Raw genomic sequence first — 25,739 nt, forward strand, 5'->3', positions numbered from 1 at the left:
TAACACAGCCGTTACCGGAGTGCATATCGCCATTATGTTGTGCGCCATTTATCGTAGTACTAAAAAAGACGAAACTTACCTGTTTATTCGTAATCGTGACGATTTTTCTGATGTCCCGCAGGCTTTGATGGAGCATTTTGGTGCGCCAGCCCTAGTGATGGTGATGTCTATTACACCCACGACCAAACTGGCCATCAGTGATGCTGCTAAAGTATGTCAGGCCTTGACGGATACTGGCTTTTATTTGCAGTTGCCTCCTCCCAAAGAAAATCTGCTGGACGAACATCGTCGTCAAATTCATCAGTCAAAGGAGCAGAATGATGCTTAGACGTTTATCGGTCGCGGCGCTTGCGCTTTGTAGCCTCAGTGTTGTTGCTAAGCCGGATTTTAATCAATATGTGGTAACACTTAAGCAGGAAGCGGTTGAGCAAGGCTTTAGCGCTGAGTTTGTGGACCAGGCGTTTGCTAACGTCGAGTTTTATGAACGTGCAGTTAGCTCAGATAAGAATCAGCCCGAGTTTAAGCTTACACTGGATAAATATTTGTCTACCCGCGTGCCTGATTGGAAAGTGAAACAAGCCGTAGATAAGTACACTGAAAATAAAGAAGTACTGGAGGCTGTAGGCAAAAAGTTTGGTGTACAACCGCGCTTTATTGTCGCGCTGTGGGGGAATGAAAGTAATTTTGGGCGGATTCAGGGCAAGTTTCCGGTTGTTTCTGCGCTCACTACTTTGGCTTACGAAGGCCGTCGTGAAGCCATGTTTAAAAAGCAGCTATTTGCGGCCCTGAAGATTCTTGATGAAGGCCATATTGAACAAGAAAAGTTTGTCGGTTCCTGGGCCGGAGCTATGGGACAAAGCCAGTTTATGCCCAGCTCTTTCCTAGCCTATGCCTATGATTTTGATGGTGATGGCAAAAAAGATATCTGGGGAAATCAGGCTGATGTGTTTGCTTCTATTGCCAACTATCTGAAAACCGTTGGCTGGGATGATTCTCAAACCTGGGGGCGGCAGGTTAAAATTCCAGAGGATTTTGATACTAAACTCAGTGGGTTAGATAAGAACAAGATGCGAACGCTTAGTGAGTGGCAAGCCTTGGGTGTTCGACGTTATGATGGCTCTGACCTGCCAAGTCGAGAGTTAAAGGCTAGTCTGATTATGCCTGATGACGCAAAAGGCAGAATCTATCTGGTGTATGAGAACTTCCATACGTTAATGAACTGGAACCGTTCAACCTATTTCGGCAGTGCGGTAGGGTATTTATCCGACCGAATTAAAGCAGAATTAAGAGATAGCCATGTATCAACACCTGGACAATAAGGGCCATCCCATTGATTTGCCAGTGGGCAAAGCGGTTTGTGTGGGACGGAATTATTTAGACCACATTCATGAGCTGAATAATGAAGTACCAGAACAGGCCCTGCTGTTTATTAAACCAAGCACTGCGTTGGTGCCATTCAGTGGTCAGATAGCCATTCCTACCGGGCTAGGTGCTTGTCACAATGAGCTGGAAATTGCTGTGTTGATGGGGGATGTAGTACGAAAGGCCTCTCCAGAACAAGCTATGGCTGCGGTATGGGGCTACGGATTGGGCTTGGATCTGACCCTGCGTGATGTACAAGATAAGATGAAGGCTAAAGGCCAGCCCTGGGAACGGGCTAAGGCCTTTGATGGCAGTTGTCCATTAAGCGGTTATATCGCAGCATCCGACGTCAGTGATCCTCAGGCGCTAGCATTCAATTTGTTTGTCAATGGCGAACAGCGTCAGCAAGGAGACGCCGCGCTAATGATTCATCGCATTGCGGACTTGATTAGCGAGATTTCCCACCACTTTACTCTGTTACCCGGCGATGTGGTGTTGACCGGTACACCCAAAGGGGTCGGACCGCTGTCTGCAGGCGATCAGCTGGAGGCTGAAGTTGTTAATTATCTGCAGGTGAGTGCACAAGTGGTGGCAGATTGTTAGACGCTAATTTTTGGCAGCTGAAGCCACTTGAAGACATGAACGACGCTGAATGGGAAGCCATATGCGACGGTTGTGCGAAGTGTTGTTTGCACAAAATAATTGAAGACGAGGATGGGGACGGTTCGTCTACCGATGAGCTGCGCCCCGGCGAACAACTGCATTATACCCGTGTTGCCTGTCACTTGCTGAATACCAAGACCTGTGAATGTACGCAGTATGCAAAACGCTCAGAGCTTGTGCCTGACTGCGTTAAGCTGACCAAAGACAATTTGCAGGATATTTTCTTTATGCCGCCCAGTTGCAGCTATCGGCGTTTGTATGAAGGACGTGGACTAGCTTCCTGGCATCCATTGCTTAATAAAGGCAAAAAGACTGCAATGCATAAAGCCGGCATGTCGGTTAGGGGAAAGACGGTGTCGGATGATGGGATGTCGGTGGACGAGCTGGAAGACTATATTGCTATCTGGCCGTTGCAGGATCTCGATTAGGCCGGTGTTGTCGCCTCTAATGAGGCATAAAAAATCCCGCATAGAGCGGGATTTTTTATAGGAAATTCAATTAGCTGATACGATCCATCAGTTCTTTACCTATTTCTGAAGCCAGGTGGCCGTTGCTTTCGGCCCATTGTTGAAGAGGCATACCATCTTGTTCAGCCTGATTCAGATCAGATCTACTCATTTTCTTGATCATAAACACACCCACTTCAATGGCGTTGTTCTCCATGGAGTAGCGGATCAAGCTACTACCGCCACAGCTGATGCCAGTGTAATAATCGCCCAGACGCAGGTTATAGTCGTCTTGGACTTTCTTGAGTTTTTTACGTAATTCTGACTTGTCATCGTTCTTTACAATGGTGCAGATATTTTGCAGGTCTTCGTTGATATCAGCGAAGCTGGCTGGTGCGAACGCTAAGGTGCCCAGGGTTGTCAGAATAGCTAAAGTAGACTTTTTCATTGTGGTGCCTCTAAGTTAAAAAAGAGTTAACGGTCTTGACGAGAGGCAGTGTATGAAAATTGATCTGGAGCAAAAAGACCGTGAAATCGTACCTAGGTATGAGAGCTTATACCTATTTGCGCCAGACTGATAACATTAGGGATAAGGCTCTTTTACCCCTGATACTATGCTGCTTGTTGAGGTTGATGAAGGGGAAGAGGTTTGCTCGCCTACCAGTTCGCCCCCCCAGTGGCGAAGCTTTTCAAATCCAGCCAAACAGGCAGCTACAGCAACCAGGGCTATCAGCATGCCGCTGAGGCCTAACACATTGCGTTCGGCGTACAAGGTCCAGATGAATTGACCAACACAAAGGGCGGCGACGACCAGCAAGGTCGGTTTGCGGCCGATTCTGGCAACGATAAAGACCCCAAGCGGAGCACCTAAAGCCACAACGGGGGCCGCTGCCAACCAATTTTCAAACACGCCTGCTTGCATTCCATGGCCAAACAGAAACTTGGTTGCTACGCCCAAAACCGAGGTGTACGCCATGATCAATACCGAAGTGGGAATGGCGATTTTCAGATCTGCGCGGCAGAGCAAAACCAGTGCCGAATAGACCACCATATCTATGCCTACTCCGGTAACGGCGGCTACGGTGGCGCCAGATAACAAACCCAGCCAGAGACCGAGACGGAAATCCCAATTTTCATCAAATTCAGTCATACCGCTGTGACCCGCTATTTCGTCCAGACGATATAGATGCAACAAACCAAAACTGGCCCAGACCACGGCAAATACCAGCTTGATCCAAAGCTCGGGAATATGGGGGGCAATAAAGAAGATGCCCAGCGGCGTGCCCACCAGTGCACCTAGCATGGCCCCATGCAGGAGCGCCCAGGCCACAGGTTGGCGCCTTGCCAGAATAAATATGCTGGCGCTGGTCATGCCGATACTTTGAATGGCGAAGCTAAAATCTCTGCCTAAACTGGCGGGTAGTTCAAACAGTAGTACCAACACCGGGAAACCCACAGTACCGCCCCCCATGGGGGTGGAGCCAGCGGCATAACTGCCAATTGCCATGGCCAATGCCATTGGCCAATGCGCAGCAGCGTCAGACCAATAGCCTTTACCGACCACCAACCACAACCAGACAGCATAAAAGCCAGCCAGCCAGAGAAACCAAACCCAAATCCGTTGTTTGGGGGCAGGATGTAACGACATGACACCATTTTAGTTAAAAATTTTCAGCATTCTATCAGCTATATTGCCTGACCGGACAAGATTTAACCCGCAGGATACTTTCTATTGGGCTGGCAAATATTCAAGTTTTTGCTGTACTTACGAAAGCTAATAACTATTCAATTAACACCCTTCAGACGGAACTTATGGATAAGGCAATATTGACAGGTCGTTCATCCGAGCCGGGCAGCCGTAGTCAACTTACCGAATCGGGCTTGGATTTGTTGGAATTGATCAGACCCTTAGTCGATAAGGGCCTGATTGGAACTGCGGTGTCGCAGAACACTCGGGCATTGTTGCAACTTTTCAGTTTCCCACTGGTATGGGTGACAGGCTGCGGCAAGGTAAAGCAGGTTAATAGCGCTGCTTCAAGATTATTTGGCTGGGAAAACAGTGAGATAGATAATGAACTGAGTATTCTGGATTGGCAGGAAGGGAACGAAATTAGTCATTTTTTGCACCAGTTACGCGACAGTCAAGAAGGGTATCACCAGCAAATTAATTTGCATCTGGATGCGACGACGACAGTGACATGCAAATTATCCGGTATCGCCTGTGCGCATGGTTTTCAAGCTTATGACGCCTTGCTTTTGCTGGAGCCTTACGAATTGCCTACCATCAATAGCCTGGTATTGGATCTGTTTGAGGACAATCCCGTTTCCATTTGGATTGTTGAGCGTTTTCATTACCACTTTCTTGCTGCTAATCAAGCCAGTCGCGTTTTGCTGGGAATGGATATTGAGCAAATTCGCAAAACCAGTCTTATTGAGTTACTCCAAAAGCAAGATCGCGAGTCATTTCAAACCCGTTTGGCCTGTGTTGCTGATGATAAAAGTCAGCAAGGAACGTTGGGGGTATGGCGAATTAATTGTCAGCAGGCTGGTGAGATGGTGCCTAAATGGCTTGAATTGTTGGTCAACCCACTTCACTACGGCGGCCGTCAAGCCTTGGCCATGATTGTACTGGATGTCACATCAAGAGTGCAGGCCGAGCAGGAAACCCTGACCTGGTTTCGAGATATCAGTTACCAGCGTACGGAGCTTGAGCAAATCCTCGATAGCATGGTTGATGCGGTTATCACTATTAATGAGCAGGGCATTGTTGAGCATTGCAACCCCAGCACGCAAAGCCTGTTTGGGTTTAGCCGGGCTGAATTGGTCGGGCAGAACATTCGTATGCTGATGCCTCAGAAAACCGCATCTGAACATGATGGGTATGTCAGCAATTATCTTCGCACAGGTATTGCAAAGATCATCGGCATTGGCCGAGAAGTTGTCGCACAACATAAAGACGGCAGTGCCATCTCCGTTCGCTTGACAGTATCTGAATTGCCTCCCGGACAAGATGGTAAACGACGTTTTCTTGGTTGCTGCCATGATTTGACCATGCTTAAGGAGCAAGAGCGGCAGTTGTTACTAAGTCAAAAACTCGGTGCGGTAGGTAGTCTGGCCAACGGCGTGGCTCACGACTTTAACAATATTCTGGGCATCATTTCTGGTTACGCTGAGCTGACGCAAATGGAGCTTGGGGAGCTGCCCGGCGGGCAGTATCAAGCCAAGATATTGTCGGCTTGTGGACGGGCTGCGGTGCTGACCCGCAAGTTATTAGACTTCTCATCCAGCAAGCCCGGTCAGGAGCAAGTGCTGAGTATGGCGAATGTGTTGGCAAACATGGAGGAGATGCTCACCGAAGCGGTAACCCGTTCAGTCAATCTCCACTATCAGATTCAGGACAATCTGTGGTCGGTGAAAGTGGATAAAGGCGGGCTGGAAAATGTCTTGCTCAATCTGGCTATCAACGCGCGTCAGGCCATGCACGAGGGCGGTAATATTGTGCTGGCGGTGCGCAATCAAATGATAGGCAGCCTGGAGGCCCAGAGTCTGGATCTGAGAGCCGGGGAGTACATTCAGGTGAGCGTTATCGACAACGGCTGCGGTATGAGTGAAGAAACCAAGCTGCATGTCTTTGAGCCGTTTTTTACCACTAAAGGTAAAGACGGAACTGGCCTGGGGCTGGCACAGGTGTATTCCTTTGTGCGTCGAAGTGGCGGTGGGGTTGCTCTGGAGTCCAGCGTTGGGCAGGGGACGCGCTTCGACTTATATTTTCCTCGTTACTATGACGAGCATGAGGTAGACGTTCCGCTGGTTGAGCCAAAAACCGATCCCCTCATACCTGTTTTTCGTCGCAGTGCCAGCATTCTGCTGGTCGATGATGAAAAGGAATTGCTCAGTATCACCCGGGCCGTACTGGAATCCGCGGGTTATCGCGTTTTACAAGCTAATACGGTTGAGGCCGCGCTTGGGCTTCTCAAAGATCAGGATGTTGACTTGGTGTTGACCGATGTTGTGATGCCGGGTCGTGGCGGTTTGTATTTAGCTGAGCAGTTGGAAAGTCATTATCCGGCAATCAAAGTGCAGCTTATTACCGGTTTTGCCAGTGAGAAGTCTAATCCCCGATTGCATGACAATCATCACTATCAAAAGCGTCTGATTAAGCCAGTTTCAGCAGCCACGTTGCTAAAGCGTATTGGCGAGTTACTGAGCGAAAACATCGGTCTATCTTCGACAACCAGTGGATAAAGGAGTCCATTATGAATACAGACGAGTTGGGTAAACGGATCCTGTATTTTGAGGATGACCCGGAAATTGCTCATTTGACCACCACGACCTTGACGGGCCATGGTTATGAGGTTTGTCACATGGAGGCATTTCCTGAGCAAGGGTTAAGTGCTCTGAGGGATAAGTTAGCCCAAAAGCCTGACTTGGTGATTTTGGACGTGCAGCTTCCCGGGATAGATGGTTATGCCATTTGCGAGCAGCTCCGACAGGACTACCTGAATACCGATGTGCCGATATTGTTTACCTCAGGCTTGATGCAGGATGACGATATCCTTCGGGCCTATGAAGTGGGGGCTGATGACTACCTCATTAAACCGCTGCGCTTAAAAGAATTGCTGCTAAAAGCAGAACATTTGCTGCGTCAGTACGAAAGTCAAAGACAGGCTTCGGATCAGTTCGACTCTGCGATGAAGATGGCGTTTGACGCCATGAAGACCAGCTCTGAACTGGGCGATATTTTGCGTTTTGTCGAAGCAACGCACCGGGTAACGAATAATGCGGCCCTGGCTGAGCTTATTTTTTCGGCATTGGCCAGCTTTGGGGTGCAGGGCGCGGCGTATATCGAGCTTGACGAGCAGGTGTATTTTCGGGATGACGGCCGGCATGTGTCCCTGGAACTAGAATCCATGCGGGAGGCGAGGGATAAGGGACGCATATATAGCTGGAAGCAATTTACGTTTTTTAACTATCAGCATTTCAGTGTACTGATTCGTAACATGCCCATTGATGATGAGGATCGCTACGGTGTTCTCAAAGACCAACTGTGTTTGCTGTTAAACGGTGTCGATGCGCGAATTGACGCCATTTTACTGGAGCGCAACAACGAGCGTAAGCAAAAGGTCGCCAAAGAGGTCGCCCAGGCTATAGCCAATCTGGTGATGAAGATGGAGCAGGATAAGTCCGCATTGTCTGGCCGGTTTGAAAGCACCATTCTGAATCTGGAAAACAATTTGGCTACTGAGTTGATTCAGTTCAGTCTGCTAGAGGAAGAGGAGCGCTCACTGATGACCCACGTAGGTACTGCGATCAAAGATGCTACCAGTATCTTTGAAGAAAGCTTGCGTAAGGAATCTGAGTACAAGGCCGTTATGCAGCAGCTTCTAAATAAACTTGGAAGCGAAAATGAAAATCCTTGTTTAAAAAAATAATCACTTCATTAGCGCATTCCTAATTCCTCTCCTACAGTGGAAACAGAAACAGGGACTTGGATAGCATGTTGAAACGTAAACTGGTTGTTTCAGATGGGCTGATGTTGATTGGCTGTGTAGGCATCAGTCTGACCTTGGAATGGCAAGGCCTGGGCTATCTTGGGATCGCAGTACTGACTCTCGGTATGCTTAGTTGGCTGTTTTTTCGTGGCTTGCGAGCAGACGGTGAAGGTGTTGAGCCTGCGCAGTCTGTCTTGTTTGAATCGAGGAACCATCAGCTTCAGGCTTTAGCATCCGAGCTGGTGCCCGCATTGAAAAGCTGTGAGGCCAGTCTTCTCGATATCATCAGTACCCAAACCGACGCAGTGTCATTGCTTCGGCATTCTTTTGACCAACTACAAGGGTTGATGCAACGTCAAAGTCAGTGCATACACAGCTTGTTGGTCAGTTCTGATGGTAGTGCAGAATTTAACAGTAGCCGAATGCACGATTTTGCTGTGAATACCGGCCTGATGCTGGATCGCTTTATCGCAACAACAGTGGATATGTCAGCGTCATCCATGGACCTGTTGGAAAAAGTTAACAAGATATACGACGCCATGCCTCAGGTCATGAAAGCCCTGAAGGATATTGACGAGATAGCCTCTCAAACCAACCTGCTTGCTCTCAATGCCGCTATTGAGGCTGCCAGAGCTGGCGATGCTGGACGTGGATTTGCGGTGGTAGCCGATGAGGTCAGGGCATTGTCTACACGCTCTGCACAATTTAGTGAAGCGATTCAAAAGCAACTGACCACGATAAGTACACAAATTGAAGCATTGACCGAGGATGTAGGAAAAGTCGCTTCGCAGGATGTGAGCTATGTCATTGAAGCTAAAAAGGAGATCCAGACGGCCCTTGACATGATCGTCACCAAAGCTGACGAGGATAACCTGACCACTAAGTCGCTGGACGGCATCGCCCATGAATTGGAGGAGGCGTTGCACAACGCCATACGAGGTCTGCAGTTTGATGACATAAACGGGCAGAACCTGCAATTCAATGCCAGTTTGCTTAAGTTCACCCATGAACACCTGCGTGATCTGGATGAGGCTGACCTATCGACACTGGCGAGTGAGCTGCACAGTTATCTCGACAAGACGCGGGTTAATCGGCAAACCCATAAAAACCCGGTCTCCTCAACGACTATTCAGGCCGGTGAAGTTGAGCTGTTTTAACCGCTAACAAGATAGGAGAAATGCGCATGACCGATACCCATGTTATTTCCCTGCCGGAGAGGTTTGATTTTAGTTTTCACGGGCCTTTTACTTCGGGCTATCAGGACGTTATCGACAGTGCTCAGATCAAGCACATTATTTTGGATTTCAGCCGGGTTGCGTATTTAGACAGTTCCGCGCTGGGTATGATGGTGTTAATGCAGAAAAGGGCAACGGCGGCGGGTATCAAGGCGTCTATTCGGGGGGCTAAAGGCACTGCGCAGGATATTTTGAATATGGCCAACATGCATAAAATTTATGGCCTTATCTGAATTTATTCTTGATGACCCTCAAGGGCACACCAAGGTCTTGTTGATTGAAGACAGCGATGCGCATAACAAGATGTTGTCGAGCTATTTTGCCCAAAGCGGATTTAATTGTGATTCGGTTCGAACCTTGGCGCATGGCCGGGAGCGGCTAGCGCACAACAGTTACGACATTGTGTTGGTGGATAATCATCTGCCAGATGGGTTGGGATTGGGTTTAATGGATGTTCTGGCAGAACGGGGAATCGATGTGCCGGTCATGATGATTACCAGCAACGATGACTATGAGTTGATTCAGGAATGCTTCGAGCAGGGGATCAGTGACTTCATGCCCAAACCCCTGCATCTGCCACTGTTGGTTTTCAAGATCCAGCGTTTAATTTTTAATTATTGGTTGCGTCAAAACGTGCAGACGCAAAATGCCAAACTAGAGGATTTACTCAACGAAAAACAGCGTGAAGAGCACCTGGCCAAGCATGTTTTTGAGCATCTCTCAACCAAAGAACATTTGTGCCATGAGCATTTGCAAGCCTTGATGCAGCCGTCCAGTGAATTCAATGGCGATCTGTTATTAAGCCGCTGCTCTCCTGGAGGCAATCTGTTTGTCATGCTGCTTGACGCCACCGGACATGGGTTGGCGGCAGCGATAAGTATTTTACCTGTGGTGTCTATTTTCAGGGCCATGGTGTCCAAGGGCCATCCACTCTCCATGCTGGCTTATGAGTTAAATCAACGATTAATTCGGGAAATGCCGGGTGATCGGTTTGTGGCGGGGATATTAGTCGAAGTCGATCCATATAGACGTGAACTGTCTGTGTGGAACGGCGGGATGCCGGACGCCTTACTCTGTGATCGGGCGGGACATGTTTGCCATCGCTTTGCATCTCGGCATATGCCACTGGGAGTGCTAGATACTGAGGTATTTGATACCAGTACCGACACGCTGGCGCTACAGGATAGTGCAAATCAACTGTTTATGTTTAGCGACGGACTCGTTGAGCAAGACTCTGCGTCAGGAGAGGCGTTTGGCATGCAGCGAGTGGAAAGATTGATTGAGCTAGGGCAGGGGCAAGACACAATATCGAAAATGGCGCAGGCGCTGCGCTTTCACCGCGGAGCGTTACCTTACAGTGATGATGTCTCGCTTTGTCGACTGGATTGCCAAGGGTTTCTTAATAGCCACAAGGAAGCACAAGGGCATGTCGACTATCAGTTCGGTAATCAGCATTTCCACGCCAGACTTAGTGGTTATCAGTTGGCTCAAATTGATCTCGTAAACTGGGTTAACACCTTACTACAGGCCAGCCCCATGGCGCCTCAATTGCGTCAAAAAGTTTTTACTGTGTGCGCTGAACTTATCAGTAATGCCATCGACCATGGTGTGTTAAAGCTCGAATCAGCCCTTAAGACTGATGTGGATGGTTTTGTCGCTTACCTCGCGCAGCGGGAAGAGCGGGTAGCCGCTTTACAGCAGCAGGATTGGGTAGAGATTGAGGTGGACTGGCATACACCGGCTAACGAAGTTGAAGTGAAGGTGAAAGATTCCGGACAAGGCTATGTCCAGCAAGGCCCCCGTGCCGCAGATATAGAGAGTTTATCGGGCCGCGGCCTGCAGCTAGTGCGCCAGCTTGCCAGCGTTTTTCAATGCCAGCCTCCGGGCAACCAGACTTATGTACTAATCAGGTGATAAGACTATGAGTAAACAGGTATTAATTGTTGATGACTCACCTTCAATTCGACAAATGGTGGAAGCGACGCTGAAGTCAGCCAGTTATGGGGTTACAGCGGCTAAAGATGGGCAGGAAGCCTTCGACATTTGCAATGGGGGAAAGCGTTTCGACTTTGTTTTGACGGATCAAAACATGCCAAGGATGGATGGACTGACCTTGGTTAAATCATTGCGTACCTTGCCGGCATTTGCCCGAACACCCATTGTCATGTTGACGACAGAAGCCAGTGATGAAATGAAGGCGCAGGGACGTGCAGCAGGGGCTTCAGGTTGGATGGTTAAACCTTTTGATCCGCGTAAGTTGTTGGAAGTTGCGGCTAAAGTCATGGGGTGACGGGAGACCGCTATGTCAATTGAAATGGAGCAATTTCACAATGTGTTCTTTGAAGAGAGTCAGGAACACTTGGATGAAATGGAACAATTCCTGATGGAGCTGGATCTTGAACAGCCGGATAAGGAGCTGCTCAACAGTATTTTCAGAGCCGCGCACTCCATAAAAGGCGGTAGCGGCATTTTTGGTTTTGATGCCCTGACAGGTTTGACTCATGTGATGGAAAACCTATTGGACAGGGCCCGTAAAGACACATTGCAGCTAACTACCGCCATCGTCGATACCTTATTGTCGACGGTCGATATTTTAAAAGGGATTTTGAATAGCTATCGCAGTGGCGGTGACATTGACTGGGCAGCCATTTCGCAAGGCACCGAGCAATTGGAGCAGATGCTCAGCAAAGGGGTAGAGCCAGCAGATGAAAAAGGTTACGGGCTGTTTGAACAGCCGGTTCTCGGCAAAGTCGATGACAGCTTTGGTTTTTTTGAGGAACACACCGATGTTGCTGAAGATGAGGGCTTCGGTTTATTTGATATGGAAGAGTCCGCTGTCAGCGAGACATCAGAAGGGGATAAAGCCGATGTCGTCCCCGCCAGCACTGAACCGCAAACAAGCCAGGCTCAAGATAAAGGCACAGCTTCCCAGCCCCATCAACCAACAGTAGAGCGAAAAGCCCCCGCAGCGTCGGTGGAGTCCAGCACCATTCGGGTTGATACGCAAAAAATAGACGCCTTGGTTAACTTGGTGGGGGAATTAGTGATCACCCAGTCTATGTTGGCCATGATTGGTGACAAAGGTGGATTGGAAGCTGAAGAGCGACGCCAGGCGGCGCTTGTTGAGTTGCAACGTAATACCAGGGAGATCCAGGAAGCGGTGATGTCGATGAGAATGCTGCCAATGTCTTTTGTGTTTAACCGTTTTCCCCGCTTGGTCAGGGATTTGTCGGGCAAGCTGGGAAAATCTGTTGATTTACAAATTGAAGGCGGCAATACCGAGATTGACAAAGGCTTGATTGAAAAGCTGGTTGATCCTTTAACTCACTTGGTGCGCAACAGCATCGACCATGGCATTGAAGCGCCAGAGGTACGTGCGCAAAGCAAAAAGGACAGTGAAGGTCGCTTAATTCTTCGGGCCGCGCACAAGGGCGGCAGCATTTTGATTAGCATCATTGATGATGGGGCTGGCCTTAACCGCGCACGAATTCTGGCTAAAGCCAAAGATAACGCGATTTGGGTGTCCGAGAATCCTCAGGATATTGAAGTGTGGAACCTGATATTTGCGCCCGGTTTTTCTACGGCATCAGAGGTAACCGACGTATCCGGTCGGGGAGTTGGTATGGACGTAGTCAAGCGCAACATCGAAGCGCTTGGTGGCCGGGTCGAGATTGAATCAGAGCAGGGCAAGGGGGCGGCTTTTCATATTCGTTTGCCCTTAACCTTGGCGATTTTGGACGGCATGTGTGTGTCGGTTGGGGATCAGGTTTACGTGGTTCCGCTGGTGAATATTATCGAGTCTATTCAGCCGCTAGCGGATCAGGTTAGAAGTATGGGCAATGATAAGTTGCTTTGGGTGCGCGAAGAATACTGGCCGTTGATTAGCCTGGGTCAACAGATGGATGTTAGGCCTCAGCACAAAGAGGTAACGCAGGGCATAGTGGTGTTGATTGAAAGTGCCAAGAAGCGTTTTGGGCTGTGGGTAGATGCCTTGGTCGGTCAGCAGCAGGTCGTTATCAAGAGTCTTGAACAACATTACAAACGTGTGCCTGGTGTCGCAGGAGCAACCATTATGGGAGACGGCAGTGTTGCCCTGATCATGGATGTTGAATCCTTAGCGACTCAGGTGAAAAGCGCCCCTCAACCCGTTCAGGAGGCATCATGACATCAACAGCGCAACATGCCCTAAGCCATGCTGTTGCCCAGCGCGAGTTTCTGACCTTTGTACTGGGGGAGGAACACTATGCCCTGGATATTATGGCGGTGAAGGAAATTCGTGGCTATGAACCGGTAACTCGCATTGCCAATGCGCCGGCATTTATTAAGGGCGTACTGAATCTGCGCGGCGACATTGTGCCTATAGTGGATCTTCGTATGAAGTTTAATGTTGGTGAGGCCAGTTACACCGAATTTACTATCGTCATTATGTTGAATGTTGATGGGCGTATTGTCGGCGTGGTGGTTGACGGCGTATCCGATGTTATCGCGCTGGCTGAAGAAGAGGTTCGTCCACCGCCGGAGTTTGGCGTGGCGTTTGACAGTCAGTATCTGGTGGGACTGGCAACCATCGATGAGCAGTTAGTCATTTTAGTCGACATCGAAAAACTGATATCCAGTGAAGAGCTCAGCTTGTTCGAGCAAAAGCAGAACAATGTACAGGAGTAGATAATGAAAACGCTGAATTGGGTTAATGACATCAGCATTCCCAGAAAGATGTTAGTTGTGGCCGTGCTGATTATTGTGGGAATTTCGCTACCCACTTACTTATTGTTGGATAACTCCTATCGCGACCAGGCGTTCACCGAGCAGGAAGTGATTGGTACCGCACCGGCAGACGGTGCGTTGGATTTAATGCGTAACGTATCCCTGCATCGTAATTTATCTACCCGGGTATTGCAGGGGGATAGCCAGTTGAATGCTGAGATGCTGACCATGCGTAGCCAGATAGACGACAGCATCAAGGTGCTGGAAAGGCAGATGCTGGCTATCTCGACAGAATTCACTGTGGACAATGTACAACGCAGTTGGCAAAACGCGGTGGCCATGGTGGATAGAAATGATTCGGTTAAAGCGGCCTTTGATGCCCATACACAAACCATCACCGAGATTCGTGCAAGTTTAGGCGGTATTTTGCGCCAGACAGGCATGGCGTATGACCCTGAGCCCGCCAGCTACCATTTGATTATTGCCAACTATGATGCGCTGCCGTTATTGGTTGATGTGTTAGCTCAGGTGCGGGGGATCGGCGCTAAGGTACTGGCTGTTGGGCAGGTGACCGAGGCGGAAAAGCAGAGCATGGTCTCCCTGATCGAGCAGGTCAGTGAACCGCTAAACGTTTATGCAGAGAATCTGACTGCCGCCGCCGAACAAAATAGGCAACTTTCGACTTACGCTTCCACGGCCAAACAATTCAAGGAGCGTGTCCAAGTGTTGTTGATGATGGCGCGCAGAGAGGTAATTGACAAACCCCAGCTCGATTACGCGGCGGATCGCTTTACTGCCGAGTTTTCGCAGGTTTTAGGCGGGTTTTACGATCAGGGAGACAAGCTGTCCAATGAATTAGCGGGCTTGCTGCAGCATCGAATTGAAAATTTGTCAGCCGAGCGTATGCAGTCACTATTAGGCTTGCTCATATTCTTTTCCCTTGCGGCAGCGGCAACGGCTTTTGTGATTCGTGAAGTTATCAAAGGGATTAATAATGCCATTATGGCGGCCAGAACTATTGCTAATGGACAATTTGATACACAGCTAGATGCCAAGCGTAAAGATGAACTGGGGCAACTGAACAATACCCTGGTTGATATGAGTAACAAGCTGGCGGACGCTGCCGTGCAGGCAAAAGAGTCTCTGCGGGTTAGACAAGCGCTGGATAGCTCGTCGACCAATATCATGATTGCGGACAATAGCAGGAACATCATTTACATGAATAAGTCGGTCAGCAAAATGCTTCGCGATGCAGAGCAGGAACTCAAAAAGGCGCTGCCGAACTTTGCGGTTGATGGGCTGATTGGCCGCAGTATGGACAGTTTTCATAAAAACCCGGCACACCAGGCCTCTTTATTGGAAAACCTCAAAACCACCTACGAGGCGCAAATTAAGGTTGGCAACCTGTACTTTGGCTTAATCGCCAACCCCATAGTATCCGAAAGTGGCGAACGTCTTGGCTCTGTAGTGGAGTGGCTAAACCGCACGGCTGAAGTTATGGCGGAGCAGGAAGTGACCCGCATTGTATCGGCGGCGGCTCGGGGGGATTTCAGCGAGCGGATTGACACAAAAGATAAAGCCGATTTTATGCTGACCATTGCTGAAGGTATCAACAGTTTAGTGAATATCACGGACACCGGCCTGAAAGATATTGCCAAGGTATTGATGGCTATTTCGGATGGTGATCTTACCCAGCGTATCGATGCCGACTACCAAGGCACCTTTGAAGAACTCAAAGACTATTGTAATGAAACATCAAATAAGCTGACGGCAATCATGGGGCAGATCCGAGAGGCAACAGACACCATCAGCAGTGCTTCCAGTGAAATAGCCCAGGGTAATTCTGATTTATCCTCCAGAACCGAACAACAAGCCGCAAGCCTGGAAGAAACGGCGTCCAGTATGGAGGAACTGACCAGTACAGTTCGCTTAAACGCCGATAACGCGAAACAGGCAAACGGGCTGGCATCTCAGGCGGCCAATGTGGCAACGGATGGCGGCGAGCTGATTCAGCAAGTCGTGAATACTATGGCGTCAATCAATGAATCTGCACAAAAGATATCCGATATCATTGGGGTCATTGATGGTATTGCTTTTCAGACCAATATCTTGGCGTTAAATGCTGCGGTGGAAGCCGCCAGAGCCGGAGAGCAGGGACGGGGCTTTGCGGTAGTGGCATCTGAAGTCAGAACCTTAGCTCAGCGTTCTGCCAATGCTGCAAAAGACATCAAGTCACTTATTTCAGACTCGGTGAACAAAATCGAAAATGGTAATGAATTGGTCAGTCAGTCTGGCGACACCATGAAAGAAATCGTCACCGCCATCAAACGGGTTAACGACATTATGTCTGAAATTGCCGCAGCGTCTGCCGAGCAGTCTTCAGGTATTGATGAAATAGGTAAAGCCGTTACTCAGATGGATGAAATGACGCAACAAAATGCGGCGCTGGTGGAGCAGGCTGCTGCGGCTTCAGAGAGCTTGCAGTCACAGGCTCAGCAGCTCGCCAGACAAGTGGCGGTATTTAAACTAGATGGCAGTGCTGCACCTGCTGTGGCGATGCTGCCAGCAGCGAAGAAATCCACTGTTCAAGCCGTGCGATTGCCCAAAGAAGCGCGTAAAGGCAAACCCGCCGTTGCTCGGGTCACTTCTGCTGAAGAAGACGAATGGGAAAGCTTCTGACGGGGGAAGGGCGTGAACTCAGGTGAAAAGGAATTTGCCTACACCAGGGCGGATTTTGACAATGTACGTAAGCTGCTTTACCAACTAACCCGGATTCATTTGGCCGACAGCAAGGATTCTATGGTGTACAGCCGGTTGGTCAGGCGTTTGCGTGCGTTGAAAATACCGGGCTTTTCGCAGTATTTGCACTTTGTACAGACGCATGAGGAGGAGGTACAGCACTTTATCAATGCGCTGACGACCAATTTGACGGCATTTTTCCGCGAGTCTCATCACTTCGAGGTATTAGCCGATTATCTTAGTCACCATAGTGTAAAACGTATCTGGTGTGCAGCCAGCAGTACAGGAGAAGAGCCTTACTCCATTGCAATGACAGTTGCTGAAACTATGGGATGTTTTGATGCGGGGATTGAAATTATTGCCTCAGATATCGACAGCGGCGCGCTGCAAACGGCACAAGCCGGTATCTACAATGAGGACAGGATTAAATCGATTGCCACGCATCAGCGCAAGCAGTTCTTCTTAAAAGGCAAAGGTTCGCAGACCGGGAATGTCAAGGTGGTTCCGGAGTTAGCGCGAATGGTGACCTTTCGAAGAATTAACCTGACGGAGCACAAGTGGGATATTGATGGGCCGGTGGATGTGATTTTTTGTCGTAATGTGATGATCTATTTTGATAAACCCACTCAGTTAGAAATTCTGCAGCGTATGGTGAGGCTGCTGAAGCCTGATGGGCTTTACATTGCGGGCCATTCTGAAAACTATAGCCATGCCACTCATCTGGTGCGGCACTTGGGAAAAACCACTTATCATCCCGCTCGGGTGCAATCAGCATGAATGCCTTTGAACTGAATAATCAGCATTTGGCACCCAATCGCTATTTTGATCGCCACTTTGAGTGCGAAGCGGTAAAGATCCTACCTGGTGAGTACTTTGTCACAGCAGACGGCATCATGATTGTCACCGTCCTGGGCTCCTGTGTATCGGTGTGTTTGCGCGATCCGGTGCGCTGCGTAGGTGGTATGAACCATTTTCTGCTGCCAAATGAAGGTGGGCCGGACAATTCTGCCTGGTCGGATTCGGCGCGCTATGGTGTTTATGCCATGGAGATACTAATTAATCATTTGATTAAACTAGGGGCTAAGCGCAGCAGCTTGGAAGCAAAAGTGTTTGGGGGAGGGAATGTACTTCGTGGGCTCACCTCAAATACCGTTGGAGAGCGAAATTGCGAGTTTGTGCTGGAGTTCTTGCGTATTGAGCAAATCCCAGTTGTTGCTAGTGATTTGTTAGATCAGTATCCGCGTAAAGTTTACTTCTTCCCGAGCAGTGGCAAAGTCATGGTGCGAAAAATCAAGTCTCTGCACAACACCACCATTATGGACCGGGAGAGTGAATACCGTATGCGTATTCGTCATGCGCCCAAAAGTGGCGGTGTGGACTTGTTTTAGGAAACGTCTATGAGCATTAAAGTGCTGGTCGTGGATGATTCGGCGTTGATTAGGCAATTACTGGGTGAAATCATTCGCCAGGCCCCTGATATGCAACTCGTTGGTGTGGCACAAGATGCTTATGTGGCAAGGGATCTGGTTAATCAACGCGCGCCTGATGTCATTACTCTGGATATAGAAATGCCCAAGGTGGATGGCCTGACATTTCTGGACAAGTTAATGAAAGCCAGGCCCACACCAGTATTGATGATATCGACACTGACCGAAGCAGGCGCAGAAGCCACACTCAGAGCACTGGAATTGGGGGCGGTTGATTTTATTGCCAAGCCCAAGCTGGATGTGGCCCAAGGTATAGAACAATACAGTCAGCAAATACTGGATAAAATTCGCATGGCTGCCACATCTCGTGTCCGTAAAGTGCAGCGAACTGCTTCAGTATCATCTCCCCCTTATGTGAATACTGGCACAGAGAAGATCATTGCTATTGGTGCATCGACCGGAGGAACCGAAGCTATCAAGGAAGTGCTTACCGGCTTGCCTGCCAACAGCCCCGCTGTTGTTATCACTCAGCATATGCCTCCGGGGTTTACCACGACTTACGCCAAAAGGCTCGACGGGCTTTGCGCTCTCTCTGTCAGTGAGGCAAAAGACGGTATGCGGGTACTCCCCGGCCACGCATATTTAGCGCCAGGCAACTTACATCTGTGTATTGAAAAATATGGTGCTGACTACCGGATAAGGCTGTTTGATACAGAGCGGGTCAGTGGACATAAGCCATCCGTTGATGTGATGTTTCAATCGTTAGCGGAGTGTGCAGGTAAAAATGTGTTGGCGGTCATATTAACCGGCATGGGCAAGGATGGCGCACTTGGTATGCAGGCTATTAAAGCAGTCGGAGGCACCACGCTGGCACAAGATGAAGAAAGTTGTGTGGTTTTTGGTATGCCTAAGGAAGCCATAAGGCTGGGCGGGGTAGATAAGGTATTGCCGCTGGGTGAAATCAGCAGAACCGCCTTGGAGGTATTGAGCCGGTTAGGGGCCGGTACGCGCCTATAGCCTCACGGTGCTTACCCATATATTGATCTGTTCATTTATTGAACTTTTTACATGCATAATAGCGCGGTCTGACTCCAGTATTATCATGATACTCAGAGGGTTAAATCAAAATATTATTGGAATAATATGCATAAAAGGGAAGACCGATGAAATACAAATGCCTCCTTGGCTTTTTTGCCCTGATGTTAAGTGGCTGCAACTCCACCAACAGTGGCTCAACCAATGACTTTAACAGCGAAACGTTGTTTCAGGATTTCATTGCTAATCAGGAGCTCAAAAGTATCAATAAAGCCGCTCCCTTTATTCTTTCAGACTATATGATTCTGGATGATCAACATGTGGCTTTGGTAACTCGAAATAGAAAGTACTTTTTAGCCTCACTATCCAGTGCACCATGTGCGAAGCTCGAATTTGCCGAACGTATTGGGATACTACAGCAAGAAAAAGAGGTGGCCGCAGCTGGAGATCAAATTGTCAGGGTAGGTTATGAGCAACAAGGTTGTGTTATCGACACCTTGTTTAAATTGAATCGCGTACAATACGAAGAGCTATCCAATTTAAATATAAAACGTCGCTATAACACCAACATTAATGCTCCGACACGCTTTTAGTCAGCTTTAGCTTACGTAGGCGAAATTGGCGTCAATAAAAAAAACCGTGTAATTTACACGGGTCTTTTATTTGGTGGAGCTGGCGGGACTTGAACCCGCGTCCAGAAAGCGTCAACCGTTGGTACTACATGCTTAGTCTGTCTTTTATTTAACTACGTTGGACTCCGGCAGACAGGATTCCTAGTAGCTGTCCTGATACTATTTCGCGGTTCAACCTCAGGAAGTTTCCCTCGCTAGTCCATGATGATGACCTTCCGAACCTCTACCCATGGACAAGGCCAGAGTGGAAGGGCACTAAACCGGTTATTAAGCGGCTAGTGCGTAGTTTTCGTCGTTTGCGACTACTTTAAAGTGGCTTTTTTAAGAGGCCAGCCACAACCTCTGCATGCACCTCGGGCGTCCTGAATCCTGTCGAATCCAAAATCAGCCCCGAAATGGGTATCGCCAGACGCATAATCAGGCGAGTAAGCTGATCATAGCACAAGAAAATTACACTTGTCTTGCGCTTTGTATCAACCTGCTGATTAGTATCAGCTTTTATGCTTCATAAGGCGCTCTTTCTGCCTCTGCCAGTCGCGATCCTTGATGGTATCCCGCTTATCTTGGTTTTGCTTTCCCTTCGCCAGGTAGATTTCAACTTTAACCCAGCATTTTTTCCAGTACATGGCCGTTGCGACGATGGAATAGCCTTTTTGCTCGCGGGCACCAAGCAGACGATTTAACTCTCGTTTGTTCAGCAAGAGCTTGCGGCTGCGGTCAGGATCACAAATAACGTGACTGGACGCTTCCTTCAGGGGCTGAATTGTTGCCCCTAACAGGTAAGCCTCGCCGTTCTGAATAATGACATAACTATCCGCAATATTGACCTTTCCGGCCCGGATACTTTTGACTTCCCAGCCCTGCAAGGAAATACCGGCCTCGAGCTTATCTTCCAGGAAGTACTCGTGCCTAGCCTTCTTATTCAGCGCAATGGTGCCGCTTTGATTGGATTTGGTGTTCTTCTTTTTCATGGCGGCGTATTATACTGCAACGAATTTTTTTGTCTGCGACGACGTATAAAATATTTATCGGCGGGCAATTTTTCGCCCTAAGTAGGGCTGACAGAGGAGAATTGATGCCAAACGTGAATCGCAGTGCACTGGTTGCTTACAGTGCCGAATCCATGTTTGATCTGGTTAATGATGTGAATGCTTATCCCCGTTTCCTACCTGGTTGTGCAGAAACCCGCATCTTAGCAGCAGATAATGAATGTATGAAAGCCTCGTTACTTGTCAGTAAAGGCGGCTTGAAACAGTGGTTCACCACGCAGAATCAGTTAAAACGTGGTGAGTTTATACATATGCAACTCATTGATGGCCCTTTTACCCATTTGAGTGGGGGCTGGCGCTTTATTCCATTGACTGAACATGCTTGTAAGATTGAACTTAATTTAGAGTTTGAGTTTTCCAGCCGACTAGCGGAAATGGCGTTTGGCAAAGCGTTCTCGGCCATCGCGAGTAATATGGTGGCCGCCTTTACCGAGCGAGCCAAGGAGGTCTACGGTGACTGAGAAGCAGATCCGTCTTGAAGTGGTTTATGCGCTTGCTGATAAACAAGCCTTATTGGAAGTAGTGGTGGAAAAAGGCACTACGGTGCAGGATGCTATTCGCGCTTCGGGTATACTCAAACGTTTTCCTGATATCGATTTGAACGAAACTAAGGTGGGGATATGGTATCGCACCTGTAAGCTTACCGACGAGCCAAAGGATGGTGATCGTATTGCTATCTACCGACCACTAATTGCCGACCCGAAGGACGCACGGCGAAGACGCGCAGAGAAAGCTAAAGATGAGGGACGAGCGGATAAGGTCACCGGCGGCAGGGTAAATCCCCTTCGCGCAGAAAAAGATGAATAAGCTGCTATCCAAACCGTTCTCACTGTATGTAAAGTGAGAACGGTTTGGTGGAGATCACTGATCCAAAGGCGTGTTGAATGTTTCAGCTAAGGTAAAGTCACCTTCAACCTTACTGATTTTTCCAGCATCGAAATAAATGATCAGTTCTTTGCGAATATGCTCATCACTCATACCGCGCTTCATGGTGTACACGTAGTACCATTTATCCTGGTTAAATGGATCATTAACCACAGGCTGACCAAGAATATAGACAACCTGTTCTTTGCTCATTTCGATGCGCAATTTGTCTACATCTTTCTGATCCAGGTAATTGCCCTGCGGTATATCAATACGGTAAATCCAACTACTGCAAGCCTGCAGGCTGGCCAACACTAAAAGGCTGATGGCGAGTTTTTTGTACTTCATGTTGTTCTGATTCTCTGAGGAAGGCTGCATCCTAACGTAGTTGGCTTGTAGCTGTCCAATTCCATACATTTAAGTGAGTCGGTTTTGTGTTCAGTTTGAACTGACCCACAGGATAAAGAAGCGCCCGAAACAAGCTCTAACCTGTTCCGGGCTCCTCCACACGCTAAACTGATAATAACGATTTGCTGTGACAATAAATGGGGTTCAGCAGCAAACTTTCAATGGATTGGAAAAATTACAGGCCTAAAAGTTCCCTAGCATTAGCCAAAGCGGTGTCGGTCAGTTTATCGCCGGCCAGCAATCTGGCCAGCTCCTCTATGCGCTGTTGCTGTGCTAGGGGAATCATATGGGTTTCTGTGGTTTTGCCATCACTGAATTTGGTTACCAGCATCTGATGGTGGGCACAGGCTGCAACTTGCGGTAAGTGTGTAACACAAAGCACCTGAGCGTCTTGCCCCAGTCTTCGTAGCAATTGCCCAACCACGGATGCGGTAGGACCGCTGATGCCGGTATCTACTTCGTCAAAAATCATAGTAGGTACTTTATGATTGGCACTGGCGATAACTTGTACCGCCAGTCCGATACGTGATAACTCGCCGCCTGAAGCGACTTTTTCCAACAAATCGGCAGGTTGCCCGGGGTTGGTGGCCACCACAAAGCGGATAACATCCTGCCCTTGCCGGTTGATAGCCATTTGTGGGTCAAACTGTACCTGAATGGCAAAACTGGCCTGACTCATGTTCATCTGGCGAATTTCGTTTTGTACTTGCTCTGCCAGTTTTTGCGCCGCTGTCTGACGTGAACGACTTAAGACCTCTGCTGTTTGTATGTAAGCTTGCTTTAATTGCTCCAGTGTGAGCGCCAATGCCTCAAGTTGATTGTCATCTTGCTGTAATTGCGCGAACTCCTGAACCAGAGATTGGTGGTATTCATATAACCCCTCTGGCATCACCTGATGCTTTCTGGCTAGCTCCATGGCTTTTGAAAAGCGAGCTTCCACCTGCTGCATCCTGAACGGATCCACTTCCAGGCCGTCAATATAGTCGCGCAACTGCTGAGAGGCTTCATCTACCTGGATGTTGGCTTCTGATAACAGGTCAACAATAGGAGTTAAACTGGCATCATGCTCCTGTAGCTCCGACAGCCTGTCGATTGCATGTTGAATAATAGATAAAGCATTGATGTCGTCTGCATCATACAACTGATGGAAGCTGGTCTGGGATTGTTCCAGCAGAGATTGACTATGGCTTAGGCGCTTGTGCTCTACTTCAAGCTGCTCGAACTCGCTTTCCTCTATGGCAAATTCATCCAGTTCCTGAACCTGGTATGCCAGCAACTGACGTCTGGCTTCCCGATGTTGCTGATTGTCTTGCAATAACTGATATTGTTTGCGGGTTTCCTGCAATTGTTGATAGCGGTTCAGCAGCTCCTGCAGTAAATCAGGATGGTTGGCATAGTTATCCAATAACTCTCGCTGAACATCGGCTTTTAATAACTGCTGATGGGCATGCTGGCCATGAATGTTAACCAGGTACTGGCCTAGACCTTTTAATTGCTGTAACGAAACCGGTGCCCCGTTTATATAGGCTTTTGAGCGTCCCTCACAAGAGATAACCCGTCGAATAACGCATTCCTGATCGTCTTCCTGCAGCTCCTGAGAAGTTAACCATTGCTGTGCAAGTGGCAGATTATGTAAGGCAAAACAGGCAGTGATTTCCGCTTTGTCGGCGCCTTTACGCACCATACTGGCTTCCGCTCTGTCGCCTAAGCACAAACTTAGCGCATCTATGGCAATAGATTTACCTGCTCCGGTTTCACCGGTAATGGCGGTCATACCGCTATGTAATTCGATATCTAAGGACTGAACAATAGCAAAGTTACGTACAGAGAGTTGCAGCAGCATAGTATAACCTGTTTATCTATACAGTTCTCTGTAACTATATACAGTATTTGTTGTTTGTCCAGATGGGTGGGGAAAAAATATTCGAACCGGGGGGACTGAAGGCCATCGCTTAATAAAGCTTACTGCCCCAACCCAGTTTGGTGCGCAGCACATTAAAGTAATTGTAACTTTTAGGGTGAATCAAACGCAGGGTGTAAGGATTCTTGCGGATTTGTATTTCATCGCCGGGTAAGACACTGAGTACCACATGGCCATCACAACTAACCTGCAGCGCTTCGGTATTGTCATGAGATACCACCAAACGTACCACGCTATTGGCATCCACGACTATGGGGCGACTGCTTAGGGTATGGGGAAACATGGGAACCAATGCGAGGGCATCCAGATTTGGCGTGAGAATGGGGCCCCCGCCGGATAAGGAGTAAGCTGTTGATCCTGTGGGAGTCGCCACAATCAATCCGTCAGAACGCTGACTGAAGACAAATTGATCGTCGATATGCACTTCAAATTCCATCATATGAGCAACTTTGCCATGGTGCAGTACCGCTTCATTTACGGCGGCATTGCTGCTCTTCAACTGGCCATGTCGAAACACTTCCACTTCCAGTAGAAAACGTTGTTCGGTGGCGTAGTCACCGTCAAAGATACCATCAAGTTCAGTGGTGATATCTTCAGGGTGGATGTCGGTAAGAAATCCCAGATTACCGCGGTTAACCCCTACCACCCCGATGTTAAAGCGTGATAATACTCGCGCAGCACCAAGCATGTTGCCGTCACCGCCCACGACAATCGCCAGGTCGGCATGCTCGCCTATACCAACCAGGTCCATCACGTCCTGCGCATCAAAATCCAATTCACTGGCCACTCGTTCCTCTACCACTATGCGCTTGCCCTTGCCTTGCAAATAAGCATAAAGCGCCCGCAGGCTTTCATTTGCGCCCTCGTGGTGAGGCTTGCCAATCAGGCCAATACAATCGAATCGTTGTTGCATATTCAGGGTTTTCTAATCGTCGGGCTATCTACTTGAAAATAATAAGGGTTAGTCGGCCAAAAGTCGCTGTTTAAAGTACATAACCGGATAATTTACATGGAAATGTCATCTTTGCCCTTGAATCGACGCTGGCGATCCCCATTTACCCAATCGTTTTTGGCATTCTTTTAGGTATTACGGAGAGGCGAATGAGCACCGAGCAGCAGCCACAACAAGAACAGCAGCCACAGGAAGAGGTTATTCAGGAGCAGGCTCAGACTGAGTTGACACCTGAACAGCAGCGGATTGCCGAGTTAGAAAGTGCCCTGGTACAAGCGGAATCTACGCTTTCTGAACAGAAAGACTCTGTACTGCGTGCCAGAGCAGACATGGAAAATGCCCGCAAGCGCGCGGAAGCCGAAGTCGACAAAGCAAGAAAGTTCGCCTTGGAGCGATTTGCCGGTGAACTGCTAACCGTGATTGATAACCTGGAGCGAGCCCTGCAAGTGGCTGACGCCTCTAATGAGGCGGTGAAATCACTGGTTGAAGGTGTTGCTATTACGCATAAGTCCTTTATTGCCACCATTGAAAAATTTGGCATGAAGGTTATCGACCCACAAGGCGAACAGTTCAACCCTGAGTTACATCAGGCCATGAGCATGCAGGAAAGTGCAGAGCTAGAGCCCAACTCGGTCATGGCAGTGATGCAGAAAGGTTATGAACTTAATGGTCGTTTGTTACGTCCGGCTATGGTGATGGTGTCCCGTGCACCGGAAGATGGCGTAGACGTTCAGGCATAAGCCACAGCTAATAAACACACTTTATTTGGGGAATTTTTTTCGCCCGCTTGTTGAAAACAATCGCGCCGAT

At 48.6% G+C, this 25,739-nt stretch carries 25 protein-coding genes, 1 other RNA gene and 2 pseudogenes; 21 read left to right on the forward strand and 7 right to left on the reverse strand.

What is annotated here, in order from left to right; translation table 11 throughout:
- The first annotated feature begins 34 nt into the window (after positions 1–34).
- From IEX02_RS18695 to IEX02_RS18710, 4 genes are read left to right on the forward strand one after another with little or no spacing between them, the layout of a single operon-like run.
- On the forward strand, positions 35–328 hold the full coding sequence (locus IEX02_RS18695; protein WP_188698993.1) for a YcgL domain-containing protein: 294 nt from the start codon (positions 35–37) through the stop codon (positions 326–328).
- Positions 318–1,319, forward strand: coding sequence for a lytic murein transglycosylase (locus tag IEX02_RS18700; RefSeq protein ID WP_188698857.1), 1,002 nt, complete (start codon positions 318–320; stop codon positions 1,317–1,319). The genes IEX02_RS18695 and IEX02_RS18700 overlap by 11 nt, the downstream gene beginning before the upstream one ends.
- Positions 1,297–1,965 (forward strand): fumarylacetoacetate hydrolase family protein, encoded by a 669-nt coding sequence (locus tag IEX02_RS18705; RefSeq protein ID WP_188698859.1) that lies wholly within the window; start codon positions 1,297–1,299, stop codon positions 1,963–1,965. Before IEX02_RS18700 ends, IEX02_RS18705 begins: the two co-directional genes overlap by 23 nt.
- A complete protein-coding gene (locus IEX02_RS18710; RefSeq protein WP_188698862.1) occupies positions 1,959–2,453 on the forward strand; it encodes a YcgN family cysteine cluster protein in 495 nt (164 codons plus the stop codon). Before IEX02_RS18705 ends, IEX02_RS18710 begins: the two co-directional genes overlap by 7 nt.
- A 70-nt stretch (positions 2,454–2,523) precedes the next feature.
- Here the strand turns inward: IEX02_RS18710 and IEX02_RS18715 are convergent, their stop codons facing one another.
- Both IEX02_RS18715 and IEX02_RS18720 read right to left on the reverse strand, forming a co-directional pair.
- Complete coding sequence (locus tag IEX02_RS18715) at positions 2,524–2,919, reverse strand: DUF3718 domain-containing protein (RefSeq protein ID WP_188698864.1); 396 nt, start codon at positions 2,917–2,919, stop codon at positions 2,524–2,526.
- Between the two features lie 135 nt (positions 2,920–3,054).
- The gene (locus tag IEX02_RS18720; protein ID WP_188698866.1) at positions 3,055–4,119 is read right to left on the reverse strand and encodes a sulfite exporter TauE/SafE family protein; all 1,065 of its coding nucleotides are present in this window, start codon (positions 4,117–4,119) and stop codon (positions 3,055–3,057) included.
- A 164-nt stretch (positions 4,120–4,283) separates the two neighbouring features.
- Here IEX02_RS18720 and IEX02_RS18725 point away from each other — a divergent pair, with 164 nt between their 5' ends.
- The 14 genes and pseudogenes from IEX02_RS18725 (at position 4,284) to IEX02_RS18785 (ending at position 19,696) form a co-directional block, all read left to right on the forward strand.
- Positions 4,284–6,716, forward strand: coding sequence for a hybrid sensor histidine kinase/response regulator (locus IEX02_RS18725; RefSeq protein ID WP_188698868.1), 2,433 nt, complete (start codon positions 4,284–4,286; stop codon positions 6,714–6,716).
- An 11-nt stretch (positions 6,717–6,727) separates the two neighbouring features.
- Positions 6,728–7,903, forward strand: a complete 1,176-nt coding sequence (locus tag IEX02_RS18730; RefSeq protein WP_188698870.1) for a response regulator transcription factor — start codon at positions 6,728–6,730, stop codon at positions 7,901–7,903.
- A gap of 560 nt (positions 7,904–8,463) precedes the next feature.
- Positions 8,464–9,120, forward strand: a complete 657-nt coding sequence (locus IEX02_RS20620; RefSeq protein WP_229702296.1) for a methyl-accepting chemotaxis protein — start codon at positions 8,464–8,466, stop codon at positions 9,118–9,120.
- Between the two features lie 26 nt (positions 9,121–9,146).
- On the forward strand, positions 9,147–9,431 hold the full coding sequence (locus IEX02_RS18740; RefSeq protein WP_188698872.1) for an STAS domain-containing protein: 285 nt from the start codon (positions 9,147–9,149) through the stop codon (positions 9,429–9,431).
- A complete protein-coding gene (locus IEX02_RS18745; RefSeq protein ID WP_188698874.1) occupies positions 9,418–11,112 on the forward strand; it encodes a fused response regulator/phosphatase in 1,695 nt (564 codons plus the stop codon). Before IEX02_RS18740 ends, IEX02_RS18745 begins: the two co-directional genes overlap by 14 nt.
- Positions 11,113–11,119: 7 nt before the next feature.
- A complete protein-coding gene (locus IEX02_RS18750; protein ID WP_188698876.1) occupies positions 11,120–11,488 on the forward strand; it encodes a response regulator in 369 nt (122 codons plus the stop codon).
- A gap of 12 nt (positions 11,489–11,500) precedes the next feature.
- A complete protein-coding gene (locus IEX02_RS18755) occupies positions 11,501–13,363 on the forward strand; it encodes a chemotaxis protein CheA (protein ID WP_188698879.1) in 1,863 nt (620 codons plus the stop codon).
- Positions 13,360–13,863, forward strand: coding sequence for a chemotaxis protein CheW (locus IEX02_RS18760; protein ID WP_188698881.1), 504 nt, complete (start codon positions 13,360–13,362; stop codon positions 13,861–13,863). The genes IEX02_RS18755 and IEX02_RS18760 overlap by 4 nt, the downstream gene beginning before the upstream one ends.
- A gap of 942 nt (positions 13,864–14,805) precedes the next feature.
- Positions 14,806–15,006: pseudogene (locus IEX02_RS20505) on the forward strand (HAMP domain-containing protein); the annotation flags it as partial.
- Positions 15,007–15,048: 42 nt separating this feature from the next.
- Positions 15,049–16,581, forward strand: a pseudogene (locus IEX02_RS18765) (methyl-accepting chemotaxis protein); the annotation flags it as partial.
- A 12-nt stretch (positions 16,582–16,593) separates the two neighbouring features.
- The gene (locus tag IEX02_RS18770; protein WP_188698882.1) at positions 16,594–17,418 is read left to right on the forward strand and encodes a CheR family methyltransferase; all 825 of its coding nucleotides are present in this window, start codon (positions 16,594–16,596) and stop codon (positions 17,416–17,418) included.
- The gene (gene cheD / locus IEX02_RS18775) at positions 17,415–18,029 is read left to right on the forward strand and encodes a chemoreceptor glutamine deamidase CheD (RefSeq protein WP_188698884.1); all 615 of its coding nucleotides are present in this window, start codon (positions 17,415–17,417) and stop codon (positions 18,027–18,029) included. The genes IEX02_RS18770 and cheD overlap by 4 nt, the downstream gene beginning before the upstream one ends.
- 9 nt (positions 18,030–18,038) lie before the next feature.
- A complete protein-coding gene (locus IEX02_RS18780) occupies positions 18,039–19,085 on the forward strand; it encodes a protein-glutamate methylesterase/protein-glutamine glutaminase (RefSeq protein ID WP_188698886.1) in 1,047 nt (348 codons plus the stop codon).
- A gap of 146 nt (positions 19,086–19,231) precedes the next feature.
- A complete protein-coding gene (locus IEX02_RS18785) occupies positions 19,232–19,696 on the forward strand; it encodes a DUF6491 family protein (protein WP_188698887.1) in 465 nt (154 codons plus the stop codon).
- 71 nt (positions 19,697–19,767) lie between these two features.
- Here IEX02_RS18785 and ssrA read toward each other — a convergent pair.
- Positions 19,768–20,127, reverse strand: a transfer-messenger RNA (tmRNA) gene (ssrA, locus tag IEX02_RS18790).
- 99 nt (positions 20,128–20,226) lie between these two features.
- Positions 20,227–20,706 (reverse strand): SsrA-binding protein SmpB, encoded by a 480-nt coding sequence (gene smpB, locus IEX02_RS18795; RefSeq protein WP_188698889.1) that lies wholly within the window; start codon positions 20,704–20,706, stop codon positions 20,227–20,229.
- A 104-nt stretch (positions 20,707–20,810) separates the two neighbouring features.
- On the opposite strand from smpB, the gene IEX02_RS18800 reads away from it, so the two are divergent.
- Together IEX02_RS18800 and IEX02_RS18805 are read left to right on the forward strand one after the other, a co-directional pair.
- The gene (locus tag IEX02_RS18800; RefSeq protein ID WP_188698891.1) at positions 20,811–21,245 is read left to right on the forward strand and encodes a type II toxin-antitoxin system RatA family toxin; all 435 of its coding nucleotides are present in this window, start codon (positions 20,811–20,813) and stop codon (positions 21,243–21,245) included.
- Positions 21,238–21,591, forward strand: a complete 354-nt coding sequence (locus tag IEX02_RS18805) for an RnfH family protein (RefSeq protein WP_188698892.1) — start codon at positions 21,238–21,240, stop codon at positions 21,589–21,591. The genes IEX02_RS18800 and IEX02_RS18805 overlap by 8 nt, the downstream gene beginning before the upstream one ends.
- 54 nt (positions 21,592–21,645) lie before the next feature.
- On the opposite strand, the gene IEX02_RS18810 is transcribed toward IEX02_RS18805, so the two are convergent.
- From IEX02_RS18810 to nadK, 3 genes are all read right to left on the reverse strand, one after another.
- Complete coding sequence (locus tag IEX02_RS18810) at positions 21,646–21,996, reverse strand: outer membrane protein assembly factor BamE (protein ID WP_188698894.1); 351 nt, start codon at positions 21,994–21,996, stop codon at positions 21,646–21,648.
- A 235-nt stretch (positions 21,997–22,231) separates the two neighbouring features.
- Positions 22,232–23,899 (reverse strand): DNA repair protein RecN, encoded by a 1,668-nt coding sequence (recN, locus tag IEX02_RS18815; RefSeq protein WP_188698896.1) that lies wholly within the window; start codon positions 23,897–23,899, stop codon positions 22,232–22,234.
- 109 nt (positions 23,900–24,008) lie between these two features.
- The gene (nadK, locus tag IEX02_RS18820; RefSeq protein ID WP_188698898.1) at positions 24,009–24,890 is read right to left on the reverse strand and encodes an NAD(+) kinase; all 882 of its coding nucleotides are present in this window, start codon (positions 24,888–24,890) and stop codon (positions 24,009–24,011) included.
- A gap of 188 nt (positions 24,891–25,078) precedes the next feature.
- Here nadK and grpE point away from each other — a divergent pair, with 188 nt between their 5' ends.
- Positions 25,079–25,669 (forward strand): nucleotide exchange factor GrpE, encoded by a 591-nt coding sequence (gene grpE, locus IEX02_RS18825; protein ID WP_188698899.1) that lies wholly within the window; start codon positions 25,079–25,081, stop codon positions 25,667–25,669.
- The last annotated feature ends 70 nt before the right edge of the window (positions 25,670–25,739 follow it).

Source organism: Bowmanella pacifica (genome assembly GCF_014645355.1).
Taxonomy (GTDB): Bacteria; Pseudomonadota; Gammaproteobacteria; order Enterobacterales; family Alteromonadaceae; genus Bowmanella; species Bowmanella pacifica.